The organism is Streptomyces sp. NPDC096132 (assembly GCF_044763345.1).
GTDB lineage: Bacteria > Actinomycetota > Actinomycetes > Streptomycetales > Streptomycetaceae > Streptomyces.
Map to the genome: position 1 here is coordinate 33166 of NZ_JBIWGA010000036.1, position 18105 is coordinate 51270.

General features: G+C 68.9%; 20 protein-coding genes. 13 read left to right on the forward strand and 7 right to left on the reverse strand.

Annotated elements, in window-relative coordinates; all coding sequences use genetic code 11:
* Window positions 1-203: 203 nt before the first annotated feature.
* Window positions 204-431 carry a hypothetical protein gene (locus tag ACIRF9_RS46010; RefSeq protein WP_403835654.1) on the reverse strand — a complete coding sequence of 76 codons (228 nt, stop codon included), beginning with the start codon at window positions 429-431 and terminating at the stop codon, window positions 204-206.
* Between the two features lie 481 nt (window positions 432-912).
* Entirely contained in the window at window positions 913-1263 is a 351-nt protein-coding gene (locus ACIRF9_RS46015) for a hypothetical protein (RefSeq protein WP_403835657.1), read from the reverse strand.
* A gap of 100 nt (window positions 1264-1363) precedes the next feature.
* Between ACIRF9_RS46015 and ACIRF9_RS46020 the strand changes: the two genes are divergently transcribed.
* Window positions 1364-1498: a hypothetical protein gene (locus ACIRF9_RS46020; RefSeq protein WP_403835659.1), complete on the forward strand. Its 135-nt coding sequence runs from the start codon at window positions 1364-1366 to the stop codon at window positions 1496-1498.
* Between the two features lie 442 nt (window positions 1499-1940).
* Here the strand turns inward: ACIRF9_RS46020 and ACIRF9_RS46025 are convergent, their stop codons facing one another.
* Both ACIRF9_RS46025 and ACIRF9_RS46030 read right to left on the reverse strand, forming a co-directional pair.
* Window positions 1941-2882, reverse strand: a complete 942-nt coding sequence (locus ACIRF9_RS46025; protein WP_403835662.1) for a zinc-binding dehydrogenase — start codon at window positions 2880-2882, stop codon at window positions 1941-1943.
* Window positions 2883-2913: 31 nt separating this feature from the next.
* Window positions 2914-3486 (reverse strand): TetR/AcrR family transcriptional regulator, encoded by a 573-nt coding sequence (locus ACIRF9_RS46030; protein WP_403835664.1) that lies wholly within the window; start codon window positions 3484-3486, stop codon window positions 2914-2916.
* A 744-nt stretch (window positions 3487-4230) separates the two neighbouring features.
* On the opposite strand from ACIRF9_RS46030, the gene ACIRF9_RS46035 reads away from it, so the two are divergent.
* Both ACIRF9_RS46035 and ACIRF9_RS46040 read left to right on the forward strand, forming a co-directional pair.
* On the forward strand, window positions 4231-4557 hold the full coding sequence (locus ACIRF9_RS46035) for a DUF6417 family protein (protein WP_403835758.1): 327 nt from the start codon (window positions 4231-4233) through the stop codon (window positions 4555-4557).
* A 141-nt stretch (window positions 4558-4698) separates the two neighbouring features.
* Complete coding sequence (locus tag ACIRF9_RS46040; RefSeq protein WP_403835761.1) at window positions 4699-4875, forward strand: DUF6233 domain-containing protein; 177 nt, start codon at window positions 4699-4701, stop codon at window positions 4873-4875.
* A 1-nt stretch (window position 4876) separates the two neighbouring features.
* Here the strand turns inward: ACIRF9_RS46040 and ACIRF9_RS46045 are convergent, their stop codons facing one another.
* Entirely contained in the window at window positions 4877-5791 is a 915-nt protein-coding gene (locus ACIRF9_RS46045) for a Ku protein (RefSeq protein WP_403835666.1), read from the reverse strand.
* Window positions 5792-5880: 89 nt separating this feature from the next.
* On the opposite strand from ACIRF9_RS46045, the gene ACIRF9_RS46050 reads away from it, so the two are divergent.
* The 3 genes from ACIRF9_RS46050 (at window position 5881) to ACIRF9_RS46060 (ending at window position 7742) form a co-directional block, all read left to right on the forward strand.
* Window positions 5881-6669 (forward strand): hypothetical protein, encoded by a 789-nt coding sequence (locus tag ACIRF9_RS46050; protein WP_403835668.1) that lies wholly within the window; start codon window positions 5881-5883, stop codon window positions 6667-6669.
* A 16-nt stretch (window positions 6670-6685) separates the two neighbouring features.
* Window positions 6686-7273: a hypothetical protein gene (locus ACIRF9_RS46055; RefSeq protein ID WP_403835670.1), complete on the forward strand. Its 588-nt coding sequence runs from the start codon at window positions 6686-6688 to the stop codon at window positions 7271-7273.
* Between the two features lie 115 nt (window positions 7274-7388).
* Window positions 7389-7742 (forward strand): hypothetical protein, encoded by a 354-nt coding sequence (locus ACIRF9_RS46060; RefSeq protein ID WP_403835672.1) that lies wholly within the window; start codon window positions 7389-7391, stop codon window positions 7740-7742.
* A gap of 100 nt (window positions 7743-7842) precedes the next feature.
* On the opposite strand, the gene ACIRF9_RS46065 is transcribed toward ACIRF9_RS46060, so the two are convergent.
* Window positions 7843-8430, reverse strand: coding sequence for a TetR/AcrR family transcriptional regulator (locus ACIRF9_RS46065; protein WP_403835674.1), 588 nt, complete (start codon window positions 8428-8430; stop codon window positions 7843-7845).
* Between the two features lie 99 nt (window positions 8431-8529).
* Here ACIRF9_RS46065 and ACIRF9_RS46070 point away from each other — a divergent pair, with 99 nt between their 5' ends.
* The 7 genes from ACIRF9_RS46070 to ACIRF9_RS46100 all read left to right on the forward strand — a co-directional run bounded on the left by ACIRF9_RS46070 (window position 8530) and on the right by ACIRF9_RS46100 (window position 17570).
* Entirely contained in the window at window positions 8530-9360 is an 831-nt protein-coding gene (locus ACIRF9_RS46070; RefSeq protein ID WP_403835676.1) for an oxidoreductase, read from the forward strand.
* 237 nt (window positions 9361-9597) lie between these two features.
* On the forward strand, window positions 9598-10413 hold the full coding sequence (locus tag ACIRF9_RS46075; RefSeq protein ID WP_403835678.1) for an SDR family NAD(P)-dependent oxidoreductase: 816 nt from the start codon (window positions 9598-9600) through the stop codon (window positions 10411-10413).
* A gap of 216 nt (window positions 10414-10629) precedes the next feature.
* Window positions 10630-11367 (forward strand): NADPH-dependent F420 reductase, encoded by a 738-nt coding sequence (locus ACIRF9_RS46080; RefSeq protein ID WP_403835680.1) that lies wholly within the window; start codon window positions 10630-10632, stop codon window positions 11365-11367.
* Window positions 11368-11571: 204 nt separating this feature from the next.
* Window positions 11572-13089, forward strand: coding sequence for an MFS transporter (locus ACIRF9_RS46085; RefSeq protein ID WP_403835683.1), 1518 nt, complete (start codon window positions 11572-11574; stop codon window positions 13087-13089).
* 606 nt (window positions 13090-13695) lie between these two features.
* Window positions 13696-14942, forward strand: a protein-coding gene (locus ACIRF9_RS46090; protein WP_403835685.1) for an IS3 family transposase whose coding sequence is annotated in 2 segments (ribosomal slippage) — window positions 13696-14038 and window positions 14038-14942 — 1248 coding nt in all. Because the reading frame shifts where the segments join, the coding sequence is not laid out codon by codon here.
* Window positions 14943-15090: 148 nt separating this feature from the next.
* Window positions 15091-16728 carry an AAA family ATPase gene (locus tag ACIRF9_RS46095; protein WP_403835687.1) on the forward strand — a complete coding sequence of 546 codons (1638 nt, stop codon included), beginning with the start codon at window positions 15091-15093 and terminating at the stop codon, window positions 16726-16728.
* Between the two features lie 110 nt (window positions 16729-16838).
* Window positions 16839-17570, forward strand: a complete 732-nt coding sequence (locus tag ACIRF9_RS46100; RefSeq protein WP_403835689.1) for an HNH endonuclease — start codon at window positions 16839-16841, stop codon at window positions 17568-17570.
* Window positions 17571-17640: 70 nt separating this feature from the next.
* Here the strand turns inward: ACIRF9_RS46100 and ACIRF9_RS46105 are convergent, their stop codons facing one another.
* The gene (locus ACIRF9_RS46105) at window positions 17641-18102 is read right to left on the reverse strand and encodes a hypothetical protein (RefSeq protein ID WP_403835691.1); all 462 of its coding nucleotides are present in this window, start codon (window positions 18100-18102) and stop codon (window positions 17641-17643) included.
* Window positions 18103-18105: the final 3 nt, after the last annotated feature.

Consider the following 18105-nt stretch of genomic DNA (forward strand, 5'->3'; position numbering starts at 1 on the left):
CGGACTTCGACGCACCGGGCCGGCCTGAGCCCGGGAAACGCCCGGAACTCGCGGCCGAAGTGGGCCTGGTCGAAGTAGCCTGCCAGGTCCCGTGTCCAGCCCGCCCTGCACGTCGCCGACCCCGAAGCCTCGATCGCGTTCCACTCCAAGCTGTTCGCCGCCGAGCCTTCTGTATCGGGTTCGAGCCATGGGCCCTACGAGAATCACAAAACCCGTTGGATCCGGTCGGCATAGAGGCGCAGGCGGGCCCCGGCAATGCCGTCCGCGAGGGTCCGCCGCAGTACGGCCGCTGGGACCGGGAAGGGCGCAGGCGCGGGGCTGCCGAGCAGGCCGAGGACGGCCCGGGGGCCGTGGTCGCGGCGGGCGGCGGCGACGTCATCCAGATCCCGCACCATCTCGCCGACGACCGTACGGCGCCGGCCCGCGGGCATCGACCATGCCGCGCACCAGGAACAGGCCGCAGTGGAAGACGGTGTGCGCGCACGTCTCGTGGGAGTCTTCGAAGAAGGCGATGCCGCCCACCAAGCCGGAGCCGTCCTCGAAGGAGACGAAGATGACCCGTTTGCCGGACGGGACGGGAGGGGGCCGGGTGCAGGCCCGCACCCCGGCGACGAATACCTTCTGCCCGGGAATCATGCCGCGCATACGGGCGGCATGCGGTGGCGCCGAACTCGCGCAAGCAGCCGGCAGCGGTGCTCCATCAGGTGATGGGCGACGTCGATGGACAACGTCCCGAACTCGGCACTGACCTTCTCGCGGCCGGTCATCTCGGGCAGCCCGGCAGGTGTCGCGGTGACGAGCTCGCCGCCAAGTGGGAGCTGCCCGTCGCTGCCCGTCGCTGCCCGTCGCTGCCCGTGCGGGTGCGCGAGTGCCGGTGCAACTCGGTGGCCTGCAGCAGCAGGTCGCGGCGGATCAGGTCTCAAGCGAGCTCACCGAGGGCTCCCCGCGGATCAGCCGCTGTGCGATCGGCAGCAAGGGGCGAGCGCGCAGCCACAAATCCTGCAGCCCGGTGCAGGACCGGCCAGCCGTGAGACGGTCGACCTCGCCCCCGCTGATGCCCTTGACCGTCAACAGGGCCAGCCGCACGCCGAAGCCCTGCTCCGTCTCCTCCACGCTGTGCCGGGGCCGGGAGTGATTGACGTCGACGGGCAGCACGGGCACGCCGTGACGGCGGGCGTCGGCGACGATGACCCGGCGCGGGTCGTGCTCCAGCAGCCCCGCATACAGGGCTGCCGGGGCGTCGGCTGCCAGCCGGGCCCGCACTGATCCGAGGGCGCGTTCGGGCAGGCGGGCTTCCCGGGGCGGGACACCGGCCCCGCCTGACAGCGTCGGCCGAACGCGTGGCACCGGCTCAGGGGCACCGGTGGCTCAGCACCCGCTGGGCGAGGGGGCGGAGCGTTTCCAGGGTGAGCCCGCTGCGGCGCATTGCGCGCGCCGACTGAGGGAGCAGTTCGACATCATGACCGCCGTCGACCGCCCGGCGAGCATCTGGAGCTGATGCCGATTCTCGAACACGGGAGTACGCCGGCGGCCGGGAACATGACCGCCGTCGGCGGCCCGGCGAGCATCTGGAGCTGATGCCGATTCTCGAACACGGGAGTACGCCGGCGGCCGGGAAGGGGCTCGATCATGAGTGGAGCGGTCTCATATCGTGCACAGGTCGGACGCCACCCACCGCTCGGGACGCATGCGGGATGTACTCGTCGACCCGTTCGGCCGACAGATAAGGGCCGGCGACCTCGCGGAGCCGGTTGAGGGTCGCGGGGACCGTCTGTGTGACCGGGCCCTCGGCGCAGACGTAACGGACGCCGCGTGCCAATCGGCCGATCATCAGGGACAAGCGGCAGCGGGGCCCTCCCCTCCCCGGCCTCCACCGCCAGCGCGGCCGCACAGGCCTCGGCCAGGAACGCCTCGCACCGTTCACGGGAGAGCGGACGCCCTCAGTAGGAGATGACGATCTTGCCGAACCGCTCGTTGCGGATCAGGTCGGTGAAGGCCGTGCGGAACCGGCCGATCTCATGGACCGCTTCCACGACGGGCGCGATCTCACCACGGACCACCATGTCCAGGACGCGGGTCTGTGCCGCGGCCGAGGAGTGCGGGACGTAGACGAACGGCGCCTTCCTCCTGCTGAACAGCGACGCAGCCATGCCCACGAGGTCCTTTTGCGGATTGACATTGACGAAGACCCCCGTCCGGGACAGCTTCCTCGTCACCTGGCCGAAGCGCAGCCGGCCGGAGAGGTCGAAGACGCAGTCGTAGGTTCCGGTCAGGTCGCCGAAGGCTGTGCCGCGGTAGGAGTGTGCGGTCGTCGCGCCGAGTTCCTTCAGGCGCGCAACGGAGTTCCGGCCGCCGATCGCGGTGACGTCGGCGCCGCAAGCGGCGGCGATCTGCACGGCGTACACGCCCACACCGCCGCTCGCGCCGACGACAAGAACACTGTCCCCGGGCTGCGGTGCGGCCTTGTCCAGGCCGGTCAGCGCGGTCTCCGCACCGACAGGAAGGGCCGCGGCCTCCGGAAAGCCGAGAATGTCGGGGAGTTCGGCGAGGTACTCCTCACGGATGGCCACGTACTGAGCCAGAGCCTTCTCACCCTTCGTCAGATGAGGGCCGCCCATGACCCGCTGCCCTGGTGCGAAGCGCCGGCCGTCCGAGCGCACGACACCGGAGAACTGCAGGCCGAGGTTGACGTTTCTCCTCCTCGTTCTGCGGGCCAGGGAGCGGGGATCGTCGTCCTGGGCGAAGTGCTTCTCCCAGGCACTGAGCGCTACGGCCTTGACCTCGACGAGCACCTCTCCCGCGGCCGGTTGAGGGGTGGGCACCGTTGCGATGTGGAACTTGTCGGCACCCTGCTTGGTGGGGTTGATCAGCACCGCTTCCATGCGGAGTTCTCCGTTCGGCGGTCGGGCAGTCTCAGCGGGCCGGTGTCGCAAACAGCCGCATCAGGACGTCCGCGGCCTCGTCCCGGCGCAGACGACGGGCCATGACCGCTTCGCACAGGCGGTCCGCGGCACCCAGGAAGGCCGCGGTCAGGGCGTACGCGGTGCGCTGATCGACCCCGGTCAGCTCGGCCACGACAGGGCAGTAGCGTCCGGCGTCGTCCGCGTACACGGCACCGGGCGCCTCGCCCACAGCAACAAGAACGGCGCCGATGTCCGCGTGGAGGGCTCCGTTCTCCAGCGTGCAGGCGATGTAGGTGTCGCACAGTGCCCGCAGCGCGCCGTCGGCCGCGGTCCCGGTTTCCCGGTAAGCGGCCATCACTTCCATGACGCTGTCCTCGTACTCGGCTCCGACACGCTGGAGCATGGCGCGCAGCAGCCCGGCGAGGGAGCCGAAGTGCTGGTAGGAGATCGGCTTGCTGACACCGCAGGCATCCGCGAGCCGGGCCAGCGTCAGGGAACCGGCCCCCTCCCCCCGCGCCATCCGCAGCGCGGTCTGAAGCAGCAACTCCTTCCGCGTCGCGGCCGACACCCGCTGCCGCTTCACGGGACTCTCCGAGCCGGCCCCTGGCATGTACGCCCCTCTCGCTCCGGACTCCCACGTTATTACCATTCGTAACTTACAGGTAGTAGCTTGAGGGGGCAAGGCAGAACCCGGTGCGGGCGGGCAGGCATCCTGGTGCCTGACCGATGGGTCCGCGGCCGCCGCGCGGAGATCCGGCCGGCGAGGGTGTCGCAGCTCACGGCACACAAGGCCCACCCGGAAGGCCGAGGCGCGCACGCTCCCGCCCCGCGGGATGTCGTTCACCCCCTCGCTCCGATGCGTCCCCGGCCGATCACGGCGGTGACGAACTCACGCACGGGATCCGAAGCCTGGCGCGATTCGATGGCGCACTCGCACAGGCCGGGCTTCGATCTCCCGCCGCCCGTCAGGCGTCCCCGGCGAGGCAGCCGGAACGCACGGCCGCGACCACACCGCCGTCCACGAGCAGGTCGGTGCCGGTGACGAAGGAGGCACCAAGGCCGAGCAGGAACATGGCGGGCCCCGGCGATGCCGTCGGTGGCGCCGACGCCGCCGGTCCCGGACGCGTCGATCATGGCGCGCATCATCCGGCCGTGCACCCCGTCCCGATCTTCCTGGCCCATGCGGGGTGGCGTTGACGCCGGGGCCGACCGCAGCCTCCGGGCCATCCGCCCCGCCAGTGGCCCCCCATGACCCTACGGAAGCGGCGGGCGAGCGGTGGGGGATCTCCTGCCGCCACAGATGGAGGCGCTGCGAGTGTTCGTCGGCATGGCCGAGAAGTTGAGGACCCCGCCGGCCCCGGGGCTGGACGAGCAGGTCCGCAAGGCCCTGCGTGACCGCAGTAAGGGGCGATGGCGGCTGCATCTGTCGCAGGAGCAGATGGCGTCGGTCGCGAACGGGTTCTGGCTCCCATCCGACAGGGTCTGCGGCACAAGCCAACCGCTTCGCCGCGACTACGGCTTCACCTACCCACCGGCCGCGATCGTCGGCTCCAGAGCAAGGACGAACGGCCCTGCCAAGAGGCTGCCGCCGTCCGGCTACGGCCCCTCCGGCCAGCTCGTCAGCCGATGCCCGCCGCGTCGTCGTCCAGGGTGACGCGGGATCCGTCACGGCCCCTATACGCGCCGATCCCCTCAGCAGCTCACCCAGATCGACCGGTGCATCTCCACGCAGGACTGGCGGGAAGCGGGGCGGCAGCACAGCCTCGCGGCCCGGCCTCACGCACCGGACTGGCTGATCGAGCGCGGCCTGTCCGGCCAGGACCCGGTGTACGTGCACACCGGCGACTGCTGGAACGCGGGGAAGCGTTCGAAGGACGTCGACCGGGCGACGGCCCTGCGCGCGCTCACCGACGGCGTACCGGCCTGCCCGCACCGCCGGCCGGACAGCGCGCCCCGCTACCTGGAGGGGTGAGTCAGGCGCTGCGGGGCTTGCGGGCCGCCGTCTTCTTCGCCGCGGTCTTCTTAGCCGGCTGCTTCTTCGCGGCCGTCTTCCTGGAGGGGGCCTTCTTCTTCGCCCCGGGCATCTCGTGCACGGCCGCGTCCTCGCCGCGGGCTGCCTTCGCCTGGGCCACGGACTCGTTCAGCGCCGCCATGAGGTCGAGGACCTGGCCCGGCGTCTCCGGCTTGGGCGCCTCCGGGAGAGGCTTCTCCTCCCTCTTCGCCTCGATGATCTTCGCCATGGCCTCGGTGTAGCTGTCTTCGAACTCTGGGCCCTCAAGGTCCTCGCGGGTCATCGTCTCCATGAGGGTGAGCGCGCCGTCGATCTCCTCGTCCGACACGTCGACGGGCGGCGGGAGCAGTTCGGAGGGGTCGCGGATCTCGTCCGGCCAGCGCATCGCGTGCAGCACGATCGCATCGCCTCGGACCCGCAGGAGGCCGAGCCTTTCCCTCCCGCTCCAGGCGTACTTCGCGACGGCCACCTTCGAAGACCTCTCCAAGGCCTGCCTGAGGAGCTTGTACGGCTTGGCCGCGACCTGCCCATCTGGGGCGAGGTAGTAGCCCTCGCCGATCCGGATGGGGTCGATGGACTCCAGCGGCACGAACGCCTCGATCTCGATGGCCTTCGCCGTCGGGAGCGGCAGGTCGCGGAGCTCCTCATCCGTGATGGGGATGACCTGGGTCTTCGACAGCTCGTAGCCCTTGCCGATCTCCGCGTTCGGGACCTCGCGCTCGTCCAGTTCGCAGATCTTGCGGTTGCGGACCCGGCCCTTGTCCTCCAGGTGGTATTGGTGGAAACGGATCGAGTGGTCCTCGGTGGCTGACTGGACATGGATAGGGACCGTGACCAGGCCAAAGCTGATGGCACCTGACCAAATGCTCCGAGGCATGACGCGACCTCCGGTTCAGCCCCGAGCACCATCAGCCTACGGCGACGACTACTCCTCGGCCGGGCCAGCAGCGTCCGGACCGTGGCGCGGTGCCCGCGGCATGGGGACGCAGTGACGTCGTCGCGTTCACCAACCGCATGGGCTACTTCACCTCGACCGGACGGATCAGCCCGGCCCGGCGTCTGGCCTTCACCCGGTTCGTCCGCCGGGTCCTGCTCCGCTTCCGCGCCCTCGGTCTCACCACGCCCGGGCAACTGCTGGAAGGGATGCCAGCCGACTTCGCGATCTCGCCGGAAGACATGCCCGACGAGCCGGAGGACACCGAGGCCGGGCGTGACCTCCCGGACGAGGTGATGCGCGAGCTCTGCTCCCGCCTCGACGAACTGGAGGCCATGAGCAGCATCGAGGTCCGCGTCGCAACCGAGCTGCTCATCGACACCGGACGGCGCCCTGACGAGATCAACACCCTGGCCCTCAACTGCCTGGAGCAGGACTCGGACGGCTCGGACGTCCTGGTCTACGACAACCACAAGGCGTACCGGCTCGGCCGGCGCCTGCCGATCGGAGCCGAGGCCGCCGCGACCATCCGCCGCCAGCAGCAGCGCGTCCTCGAGCGCTTCCCCACCGCCGACCAGAACCGGCTGCGACTTCTTCCCCGGCCCAAGACCAACCCGGAAGGCACCAAACCCCTCGTGGACATCTCCACCCAGCACCGGGCCTGGGTGAACTCCCTCCCCCGATCTCCTGGTGCCGGTGGTCGTCGTCCACCCAGACACGCGCGTCACGCAGCTCGTGCCGTTCGACTAGACCCGGATCTTCCCCTACGCCTACCGTCACTGCTATGCCCAGCGGCACGCCGACGCGGGCGTCCCGGTTGACGTGCTGAAGGAGCTGATGGACCACCGGGCGATCCATACCACCATGGGCTATTACCGCGTCGGCGAGGAACGCCGACGCGAAGCCGTCGACCGGGTCACCGCCCTCCAGTTCGACCGGCACGGCAACCGTGTCTGGCGCACCGCGAAGAGCCTGCTCGACTCCGAACATGTCCGCCGCGCGATCGGCGAGGTCGCCACCCCCTACGGCGTGTGCCGTGAACCCTCCAACGTCGCGGCCGGTGGCCACGCCTGCCCGCTGCGCTTCCGTTGCCTGGGCTGCGAGCACTTCTCCACCGACGTCTCCTACCTCCCCGACCTCCAGGCCCACCTCTCCGATCTGCTCCGCAGCCGCGAACGACTGATGTCCGCGTTCGAGGCCGACGACTGGGCCCGGACCCAGGCCATGCCCTCCCAGGAAGAGATCCGCCGGGTGCGCCGCCTGATTGAACGCGTCCAGAGCGACCTTGAAGACCTCACCCCCGAGGACCGCGCCCAGATCGAACAGGCCGTCACCCTCGTCCGTCGCAGCCGCACCGTCATGCTCGGCATGCCCCGTGTCCGCCAGCCCGTTCCCGACGTCCACCCGACAAGGACTCTGACGTGACCTCTGCGATGGGCGACGGCCGCGAGGCCAGCACCGAACGGCGCCGCAACCGTGTTCAGCCATCGCCCGCGCAGCCGGTGTCGACCGCACCTTCCTCTACCGCCACCGCGATCTCTTGGAGCTCCTCCACGCGGCCGGCATTCGGTCGGCCGGTGAGACGCCGGAACCTGGGACGGTCACCAGGACGTCGCTGGAGGCGGACCTGGCCAACGCCAATGCCCGCGCCGCCCGTCTGCCCGCACGGGTCCAGCAACTGGAGAACCGCCTTTCACGGCACCTCGGGAACCAGGCGTGGAGCGAGTCCGGTCTGGGCAGCCCGGCCGGCACCGAGGAACTCCGGCAGACGATCATCCAGCTGGAACAGCGCAACATTGAACTGGCTCAGGCTCTGGAGGAGCGGCAGGCAGAACTCGATGCCGCCCGGGCCGCGAACCGCGACCTCACCCGCGCCCTGAACCAGCGTGGCTGATGCAACTGGGCCGACGTGGGCCTGCCGGGCCTGATCGCCGCGCTGGGCTGTCCGTACCGCTGTGCAACACGCCTGGCCGCCCCTGCTGGAAGGCAGTCGGTTATGAGCCAGTCCCGGTGTCTCCGGTTCGTGTGTGGGTGGTCAGACCGGTGAGGACCAGGGTGAGCCAGCGGGCGCGGGCGGCGGGTGGCTGGTCGGTGGGGGCGGTGCTGAAGAGCAGGTAGATGTCGTCGACGGTGACGTCCTGGTGGATGTCTCCGTCGGTCTGGCCTGCCTGGATCAGCGCGGCCAGCGCGGCGCCTGCGCGGGCTTCGGCGTCCCGGTCGACGGGGTCGGCGCCGAGGGCGCGAGCGGCGGCCTTGACGGCGTGGTTGGTGGCGGTCGCCTCCGTGACGCGGGCAAGGAAGTCGCTGATCTCGTCCACAGCGCGGGCACCGGAGGCGAGGCGTTCGCAGGCGGACTCGGCGGCCTCGGCGACATGCATGGTGTATTCGGCGATGACGGCGGCGACCAGGTCGGTCTTGGTCGGGAAATGCCGGTACAGGGTGCCCACGGCCACGCCCGCCGCGGCGGCGATCTCGTCCATTCCTGCGTCGGGGCCGTGCAGGGTGATCTGTTCGCGGGCGGCGTCGAGGATCTTCTTGCGGTTGCGGACCGCGTCGGCGCGCGGTGCTCGGGTCTGGGCCATGGGCTCTCCTGCGGGTGGGCGTCTCGGCTTGCATTAACGTGAACCAGGGTTCATGATGGATGGTGAACCGGAGTTCATCTTACTTGACAGGAAGTCCCCATGACCGCCAAGACCGCTCTCGTCACCGGTGCCTCCTCCGGCATCGGTGAGGCCACCGCCCTCAAGCTCCAGTCCCTGGGCTACACCGTCTACGGGGCGGCCCGCCGCACCGACCGCCTGCAGCAGCTGGCCGACCGCGGCGTCCGCCCGCTGGCCATGGACGTGACCGATGACGACTCCATGCGCGCCGGCATCGACCGCATCGTTGCCGAGACCGGCCGCATCGACGTGCTGGTCAACAACGCCGGCTACGGCTCCTATGGCGCCATCGAGGACGTCCCGATGGACGAGGCCCGCCGCCAGTTCGAGGTCAACGTCTTCGGCGCCATGCGCCTGGCCCAGCTCGCCCTGCCGCACATGCGCGCCCAGCACTCCGGCACGATCGTCAACATCACCTCCATGGGCGGCAAGATCTACACCCCGCTGGGCGGCTGGTACCACGGCACCAAGTTCGCCCTCGAAGCCCTCAGCGACTGCCTGCGCCTGGAGGCCAAGCCCTTCGGCATCGACGTCGTCGTCATCGAGCCCGGCGGCATCGCCACCGAGTGGGGCGGCATCGCCGCCGACCAGCTGGAGAAGTCCTCCACTGCGGGTGCCTACGCCAAGCAGGCCGACGCCGTGGCCTCCTCGCTGCGCTCCGAGGCCAACACCAAGCGCAACTCCCCGCCCCAGGTGATCGCCGACGCGATCGGCAAGGCCGTCACCGCCCGCCGTCCCAAGACCCGCTACGCCACCGGCTTCGGCGCCCGCCCGCTCATCGCCCTGCGGCGCCTCGTGTCCGACCGCGCCTTCGACACCGTCATCTCCCGCGCCACGGGACTCCCACGCTAAGCCTGATCAGGGTTGCCCGGCTCCCACAGCCACAGCGGTGGGCGAGGGCCGGCCGCCCGCGCGAGACGACGGCAGCCCGGCCTCTGTGCGCGTGCAGCCCGGACGGCCGGGGTCCCCGAGCCGACTCGCCAGTGCCCTCTACAAGCCCCCATCACGGCTGACGCCACACGGCAGCGGGCCCTCAGCACGCAGCGTTGGTCTCCCGGCCTGCCCAAAACCCGATAAATGGAGAACTCCATGACCAAGATCTGGTTCGTCACCGGTTCGTCCCGCGGCCTCGGCCGCGCGTTCGTCGAGGCGGCGCTCGGCCGCGGCGACAAGGTCGCAGCCACCGCTCGCGACCCGAAGTCCCTCGGCGATCTGGTCGAACAGTACGGCGACGCCGTACTGCCGCTGCCCCTCGACGTGACCGATAGGGCCGCTGTCACCACCGCGGTCACCACTGCACATCAGCACTTCGGCCGCCTGGACGTGGTGGTCAACAACGCCGGCTACGGCCTCTTCGGCATGATCGAGGAGTTGACCGAAGAACAGATGCGCGCCCAGATGGAGACCAACTTCTTCGGCGCGTTCTGGGTCACGCAGGCGGCCCTGCCGCTGCTGCGCGAACAGCGCTTGGGCCACATCGTCCAGATCTCCAGCGTCAACGGGATCACCGCTTTCCCGTTTGTCGGCGGCTACGCCGCCTCCAAGTGGGCCCTGGAGGGCTTCACCGAGGCCCTCACCCAGGAGGTACAGGGAACCGGCATCAAGATCACCCTCGTGGAACCGGGCAGCTTCGACACGGACTGGGCGGACAGCTCCGCCGTGCAAGCCGCGCCCCACCCTGCCTACGAGGAGTTCCACAAGGCCATACAGGCACTGCGGGACAGCAGGCAGCCCGCCGATCCGGCCGCAGCCGGCCGCGCCCTTCTGCGGATCGTCGACGCGGAGAACCCGCCATTGCGGGTCCTCTTCGGCAGCCAGCCCGTCGACCTCGTCAAGGGCCTGTACGCGCAACGCCTGCAGACCTGGGCCGAATGGGAGGAACTCTCTCGCGCCGCACAGGGCTGAACAACATCGAAACCCATCAGATCCCGGCGTGCCCCACCGACGTATCAGCCCACTCATCTCCTCGGTGGCAGATCTCTTCCTGCCACATCGCCTCCGGCCCCCTCTGCGCCGCAGCCCGGCTCCCCCCGCCCCCTCGGCCGTGGACTCCGGATTCCTCGGACCCGCAGGCCCTCGCAGGGCCGGAATACCCCCTCCCACCAGACGGAGTGATCCCCCATGCCCACAACCCTCGGGTTCATCGGCAGCGGCATGATCGGCGGCACGCTGGCCCGCCGCGCCGTCACCGCTGGCCTTGACGTCGTCCTCGCCAACTCCCGCGCCCCGCATACCCTCGCCGGACTGGTCACCGAACTCGGCGGCCATGCCCGAGCCGCCACCCCCGCAGAAGCGGCCGAGGCCGGCGACCTGGTCGTCGCCGCGATACCGCTCAAGGCATACGGCCGGCTGCCCGCCGACATACTGGTCGGCAAGACCGTGATCGACACGACGAACTACTACCCCGAGCGCGACGGCCACATCGACGCACTCGACAGCAACGAGCTGACCTCCAGCGAACTCGTCCAGCGGCACCTGCCCGGCGCCCACGTCGTCAAGGCGTTCAACAACCTCGGCTTCCACCAGCTGCTCACCCTCGCCCGCCCCTCCGGCACGCCCAACCGCTCCGCCCTGCCCCTCGCCGGAGACGACGCAACCGCCAAGCAGCAGGCCACCGAACTGCTCGACGTCCTCGGCTACGACACCGTCGACATCGGCACCCTCGCCGACAGCTGGCGCAGCGGACCCAACACCGCCCTGTACGGCTTCCCCTACCTGGGCCAGCCGCCCGCCGGACTCGACGCCGAAGAACTGCAGCACTGGGCCGCCCAGTCACCCGGCGTCCCCGTCTCCGCGCAGCACGTGAAGGAACTGGCCGAGGCAGCCGTCCGCGGCCCCGCGGGCGCCTCCTACTCCTGACAGCCCGCCCCCTCCTGCTCCACACGCCGCCTCAGACCGGGGTCGCCCATGAGCGGGGGCGCCCCGCCGCGCCGGATCCGTGGGGACGGGATCGGCGCGCCTCCCGGGCCCGGCAGCCCGGACGATCTCCCAGTCCGCCGCCGGGCCCGGGACCCTCCTCTCTTTCTTCTCTCTCCGTCACGAAGTCCCGAAGTGGGTACCCCCATGTCCGAATCAGCCCGAAAAGCCTCCGCCGCCCCGAGCAGTGACGCCAACCGCTGGAGGGCGCTCGTCTTCATCGCACTCGCCCAGCTCATGGTCGTGCTCGACGCCACCATCGTGAACATCGCCCTGCCCTCCGCCCAGGCCGACCTGGGCATCTCCGACGGCAACCGGCAGTGGGTCGTCACCGCCTACGCCCTGGCCTTCGGCGGTCTGCTCCTGTTCGGCGGCCGCATCGCCGACCTGTGGGGCCGCAGGCGCGCCTTCCTCATCGGCCTCATCGGCTTCGGCGCCGCCTCCGCACTGGGTGGCGTGGCCACCACCGGCGCGACGATGTTCGGCGCCCGCGCGCTGCAGGGCCTGTTCGGTGCGGTCCTCGCTCCTGCCGCGCTGTCCCTGCTCGCCGTGATGTTCACCGATGCGAGGGAACGCGCCCGGGCGTTCGGCATCTACGGTGCGATCTCCGGAGGCGGCGGCGCCGTCGGCCTGATCCTCGGCGGCTTCCTCACCGAATACCTCGACTGGCGCTGGACGTTCTTCGTCAACATCCCGTTCGCCCTCATCGCCGCAGTCGGCACCTGGCTCGTCATCCGCGAGCCCGAAGGCGGCCGCAACCGCTCCCCCCTCGACATCCCCGGCGTGCTCCTGTCCGCCCTCGGCCTCGTCGCCCTCGTCTACGGCTTCACCCGTGCCGAATCGGACGGCTGGAGCGACTCCGTGACCATCGGCCTGTTCATCGCCTCCGCGGTCCTGCTGCTCGCCTTCGTCGTCACCGAGTCCCGCGTCGAGGCTCCGCTGCTGCCCCTGCGCGTGATCACCGAGCGCAACCGTGGTGGCGTCTACCTCTCCCTCGGCATGGCGATCATCGCCATGTTCGGCATGTTCCTCTTCCTGACCTACTACCTGCAGGTCGTCAAGGGATACACCCCGGTCAAGACCGGCTTCGCGTTCCTGCCGCTGATCGCAGGCATGATCGCGGGGTCCACTCAGATCGGCGCCCGCCTCATGACCCGGGTCGCGCCGCGCCTGCTGATGGGCCCCGGCTTCCTCACCGCGGCGGCCGGCATGCTCCTGCTCACCCAACTGGAGATCGACTCCTCCTACACCGCGCTGCTCCTGCCCGCGCAGTTGCTCCTCGGCCTGGGCATCGGCACGGCGTTCATGCCGGCCATGTCCCTGGCCACCTACGGCGTCCAGGCCCGCGACGCCGGCGTCGCCTCCGCCATGGTCAACACCTCCCAGCAGGTCGGCGGCGCGATCGGCACCGCCTTGCTCAACACCATCGCCGCCTCTGCGACCACCGCCTACGTCAAGGACCACATCCAGGCCGCCACCACCAAGCCCCAGCAACAGCTCGTCCAGCTGGAGGCCATGGTGCACGGCTACGCCAACGCCATCTGGTTCGCCGTCGGCATCCTGATCGCCGCCGCCGCACTCGCCCTGACCCTCGTCAACGTGGGCCGATCGGCAACCAACTCGACTGCAGACGCCGAGACGCACATGCCAGTGATCACACACTGACAGGCTCCCTCGCCCCCCCCTACGGTCCGCCCCGGATCGCCACACCCGCCCGTCCTCCGCGCCCGCGTTGCGCCACAAACCTCGCGGACGCGGAGCCGCTCCCGTCTATCTCCGTGACGTCATCCACCGGCACCCGGTTCGCCCGAACCGGCGATGGCACCACACATGTCGCATCCGCTACCGTCGACGACACCGGCGCTGAGCTGCATCAAGACAACGCACTTCGCCTCGCGCCACACCTGTACACCCAGAGAAGCCGCTGGGCGTTGCTGCCGTATCGAACGGTGAGTCCCTGGCAGCGTGCGCATGGGCCGATCTGATTCGGGTTGCAGCCGAGCATGATCGCCGCCGATGCGGGGTCGGCCGAGGGATCGATACGTCTGACGGAGTCGTTCACGCATCCGAATCTACGTCGAGCGCAGCAGTGTGCGAGGCACCGGCGCTCGCGAAGCAGGACATGCACGTCACCGGGAGTTGCGCCAATGCCGTCCCCTCTCACCAACCTCTTGGCAGCGTGAAGAGCTGGGCAAGCCCGGGGCCTCCCCCTGAGTGGTGGACACGCTGATACTGGATCTGCTTGATCCGGAGGAAGCGAGAAGACCGCCGATGGCGATGAAGGACCACTCGGACGAGTTCAAGGCCGATGCCGTGGCCTTGTACGAGTCCACGCCCAGGGCGACGTACAAGAGCATCGCCGCCGACCTGGGCATCAACCGGGCCACCCTGCGTGAGTGGGTGCTGCGGGACCGCGAACGCCGCGGTGTCGCCACTGCTGCCCCGTCTGCGGGCGGGACGCCGGCGGCCCGGGCCGGGCAGACGGCATCGCCCGCCGATCCGGACGAGCGGATCCGACAGTTGGAGGCCCGGGTGGCCGAGCTCGAGGCGAATGAGCGGAAGCTGGCGACCGAGCGGGACATACTCCGCAAGGCGGCCAAGTATTTCGCCGGGGAGACCAACTGGTGAGCCGTATCCAGTTCATCGCCGACCACCGGGACGCCTACGGCGTGAAACGGCTGTGCGAGGTTTTGGGCCTGAACCGGTCCAGCTACTACAAGTGGCTCTCCGGCAGGGAGACGAGGGCGTCCCGTCAGAGCGAGGACCGGTTCCTGGCCGAGCGGATCCGCGACGTCCACGGCGAGTCCGGCGGCGCCTACGGCTCCCCACGGGTGACCGCCGAGCTCCGCGCGAAGGGCCTGCGGATCAACGAAAAGCGGGTCGCCCGCGTCATGCGGACGTTCTCCATCACCGGCATCCGCCTGCGCAGACGCGTGCGCACCACCGTCCCAGAACCGGCCGGCTCACAGGTTCCGGACCTGTTCCAGCGGGACTTCACCGCCACCGAGCCGGGGCGGAAATACATGGGTGACATCACGTATCTCCCGCTCGCAGGCGGGAAGTTCCTCTATCTCGCGACCGTGCTGGACTGCTTCAGCCGCAAGGTCGTCGGCTGGTCCATCGCTGACCACATGCGCACCGGCCTGGTCGCCGACGCACTGCAGATGGCGGTCCCGACCCGCGGCGGCCTGGACGGCGCCGTGTTCCACTCCGACCACGGAGCCCAATACGGCTCCCGCGCCTTCGCCGGCCTCTGCGACCAGCTCGGGGTGACCCGGTCGATGGGTGCAGTCGGCACCAGCGCGGACAACGCGGCGTGCGAGAGTTTCCACGCCTCCCTCAAACGCGAGACCCTCCAGGGCTCCCGCGACTACGGCGACGCCAGCACCTGCAGAAGGACAGTATTTGCCTGGCTGGCCCGCTACAACACCCGCCGCCGGCACTCCGCCAACGGCCACCTCAGCCCCAACGAATACGAACGCTGGCACCATGCGGCCAAGCTCACGCTCGCCGCGTGATCAACGAAGCGTGTCCACCATCACGGGGGAAGGCCCCCCTCCGGCTCGGTGGGCAAGCCCTCCGCTGCCTGACTCAAAGCACCCGTGATGTGCGAGCTTGTTCTCGATGGCGGATGAGTGCTTCAGTGGTCCGTTCTGAGGAGGGTGCGTGCGCTTCATCGTGCTGGATTCAAGGCAACGGCCGCGGGAGCGGCAGCAGGCTTGCTTCTTGGAGCCGCGGGGCGAAGGCGGGGGTGACGACGGCTACCTGACCCTGTACAAGCTCTCGTTCAGTGGCGCCACTGGGCCTGTCAAGGAATTGGGACTCGTGAAGATCGGTTACGCCGACCTTATCCGGGGTGAAAGGCCGCTCGAGAAGGGCGAATTCCATCACCTGACAGGGCTGGACCATCGGCTCTATTGGTTCTCGCTAGGGCAGGACGTCGCCTACTACGAGAACATCAACAGGCTCGATCCCTCTGCGCGCGTGGAGATTCTTGAAGCTCTGTGTGACATCGCGTTCAGCTCCACCGCTTTCGAAGACGCCAAGTTCTGGGACGTGACGAACACGTCCTTGCTGCGCAGCGTCGAGCCGCAGACGGCCGAGGGCCAGTTCCGGCGCATCACGCAGGGTGGGCACCGGCTGACGGCTTACCACTTCGACTACGTGACCCCGGAGGACATCGAGACGCACGTGGAGCGACTGTCTTTCTCGGTCACACCGCACTCTCGGCCTCCAACTAACATCCACGTTCTGATCGGCCGCAATGGCGTGGGCAAGACAACGCTGCTGAGCAATATCGGCGCGGCAGTGGTGAACCCGGGCGCGGAGTCCGGCGACGCGGGTGAGATCGTCTGGGCCGGTGATGGGGGTGGATCGTTCACGAACGTCGTATCCGTCACGTTCAGTGCCTTCGACCCCGCCCATGAGGACGTCGAGACAGAAACAGGGGACGACGAGGACCACCCGAAGACGAAGAAGGGGTGGGATGAGGACAAAGATGTTCCTGGCGAGCAGCTGCCCGCTGATCCAGTCGAGGCAGCCGTGTCGTACACATATGTGGGACTGGCCAAGGTCGACGTCTTTGGGCGCCCCACCAGAGACCGCAAGTCGTACGACGACCTGAGCACTGAGTTCGTCAAGAGTGTCAAGGAGGTCAAGGCCGCCGGGCGGATCAGTCGGTGGATAGATGCCCTGGACATGCTGAGCAGCGATCCGTACTTCTACGACTCCCCAATCCATGAGTTCGCCCGCGCGGTGCAGCGGCGCAAGTACTTCCTTAAGCAGGACGAGCGAGATGCCCACTCGATCTTCGCAGGCCTCAGCTCGGGGCACGCGATCGTACTGTTGACCATCACACGGCTGGTGGAAACCGTGGCCGAGCAGTCCCTCGTGCTCCTGGACGAGCCCGAAGCCCACCTGCATCCACCACTGCTCGCGTCCTTCATCAGGGCCCTGTCGGATCTGCTGACTGACCGCAACGGCGTCGCGTTGATCGGTACCCACTCCCCCGTGGTCCTGCAGGAAGTTCCTCGTTCCTGTGTATGGAAGGTCAGCCGCTGGGACCGCCACCCGCCAGTGCGCCCTTCTCTTGAGACCTATGGGGAAAACGTTGGGGTGCTCACTCACGAAATCTTCGGTCTGGAGGTCAGAGAGTCTGGCTTCCACGCCGAGATCGCCAAGGCTGTTGACGATCTGGGGTCCTACGATCAGGTCCTGGACCGCTTCCGGGGACAGCTCGGCGGGGAGGCGAAGGGACTGGTCCGGATCCTTCTGGCATACCGAGCCGTGGACAGGCGCCGCTGATGTGGCCCCTCGACCCTCCGGCCCTTTTGGCTCGGGAGAGCTACGACACGTGCGTACGCGGTACCAGGGATCGGCAGCGGCGCAGCCTGCTGGAAGCCGCAGGTGACAGCGTGGAGGCCGCGGGCGAGCGATTCCGGCAGGCTGCGCGACAGGGCCGTCTACACCAACTGAGCAGCACGGAGTTCACCGTGCCAGGCATCTCAGCAGGCAACGTCGTGCGATGGGTCTATGAATACGGCATGGTCACGAACCAGGACGGACGCGCCATCTATGACCGGATCAAGGCTGCTCCCTTGGACGAGAGATGTCCCCTGTGCGGCCATGGCGTGGTCAGTACCCTGGACCACTTCCTGCCCAAGAGGATGTTCCCCGCGCTGTGCGTAGATCCGCTAAACCTGGTGCCAGCCTGCCGTGACTGTAACCATGCCAAGGGAGAAGGGCTGCCCTCGGCCGCCGAGTCCACCCCGCTGCATCCGTACCTGGACCGTGTCGACCACGACTCCTGGCTGGAGGCGAGGGTCGTGGATAGCAGCCCAATCTGGCTCGACTTCTTCGTCAGCCCTCCACCCGCCTGGGAGCAAGTCCTCGTCGACCGGGCTCGCCACCATTTCGCACTCTTCGGGCTGGCCCCGCTCTTCGCAGTCCAGGCCAACCGCATCGTGAGCAACATCCGCCAGCAGCTCACCGAGATGTTGGACACGGGTGGGGAGGACATGGTCCGGGCCTATCTGTCAGCCGAAGCCGATTCGCGTCTCGCTCACCAGCTCAACGGATGGGAAGGGGTGACCTATCGGGCCTTGGCACGTGACCGCGCTTTCTGTAGCGGCGCCTTCATCTCATGACCCATTGGCGGCGTCAGCCGCCCGAGGCTTGCCCGCGGGACCTGAGGGGCGCTTGCCCAGTCGTTCGCGGTCAGTGGCGGGTGACGGTGTAGCCGGCGTCGTTGAATGCCGTGGTCCACACGTGCTGGTCGAACCATTTGGTGATGCTGGGCTGCATCTCGGTGATGCTACGCATGCGTGCCTCCCAGTCGTGGCCGGCGGGGCCGCGGCTTCTTTCGCAGCCGTCGCAACCGTCTTCTCCATGGATGTGGCCTGCCATCCATGCGTTGACGGCGACGTTGAGGATGACGGCGTACAGGTCTCCGCCGGTTTGGGCCAGGGCGTCCGGCACGTCGGCGAGGATCAGGGCCAGCTCGGGGTTGTCCCGCGGGGGCAGGGGTGCTTGCCCGACCCCTTCATCGGGGCTGCTGTCTTCGAACTCCCGCACGCTCTGGGCGAGGCTGTCAGCGAGTGCGGAGGCGTCGAAGTACCGCCAGGCTGATCTCACCTGGATGCGCAGCTCAGCGCCGGTGTGACTGACGCTACCGGACACAAC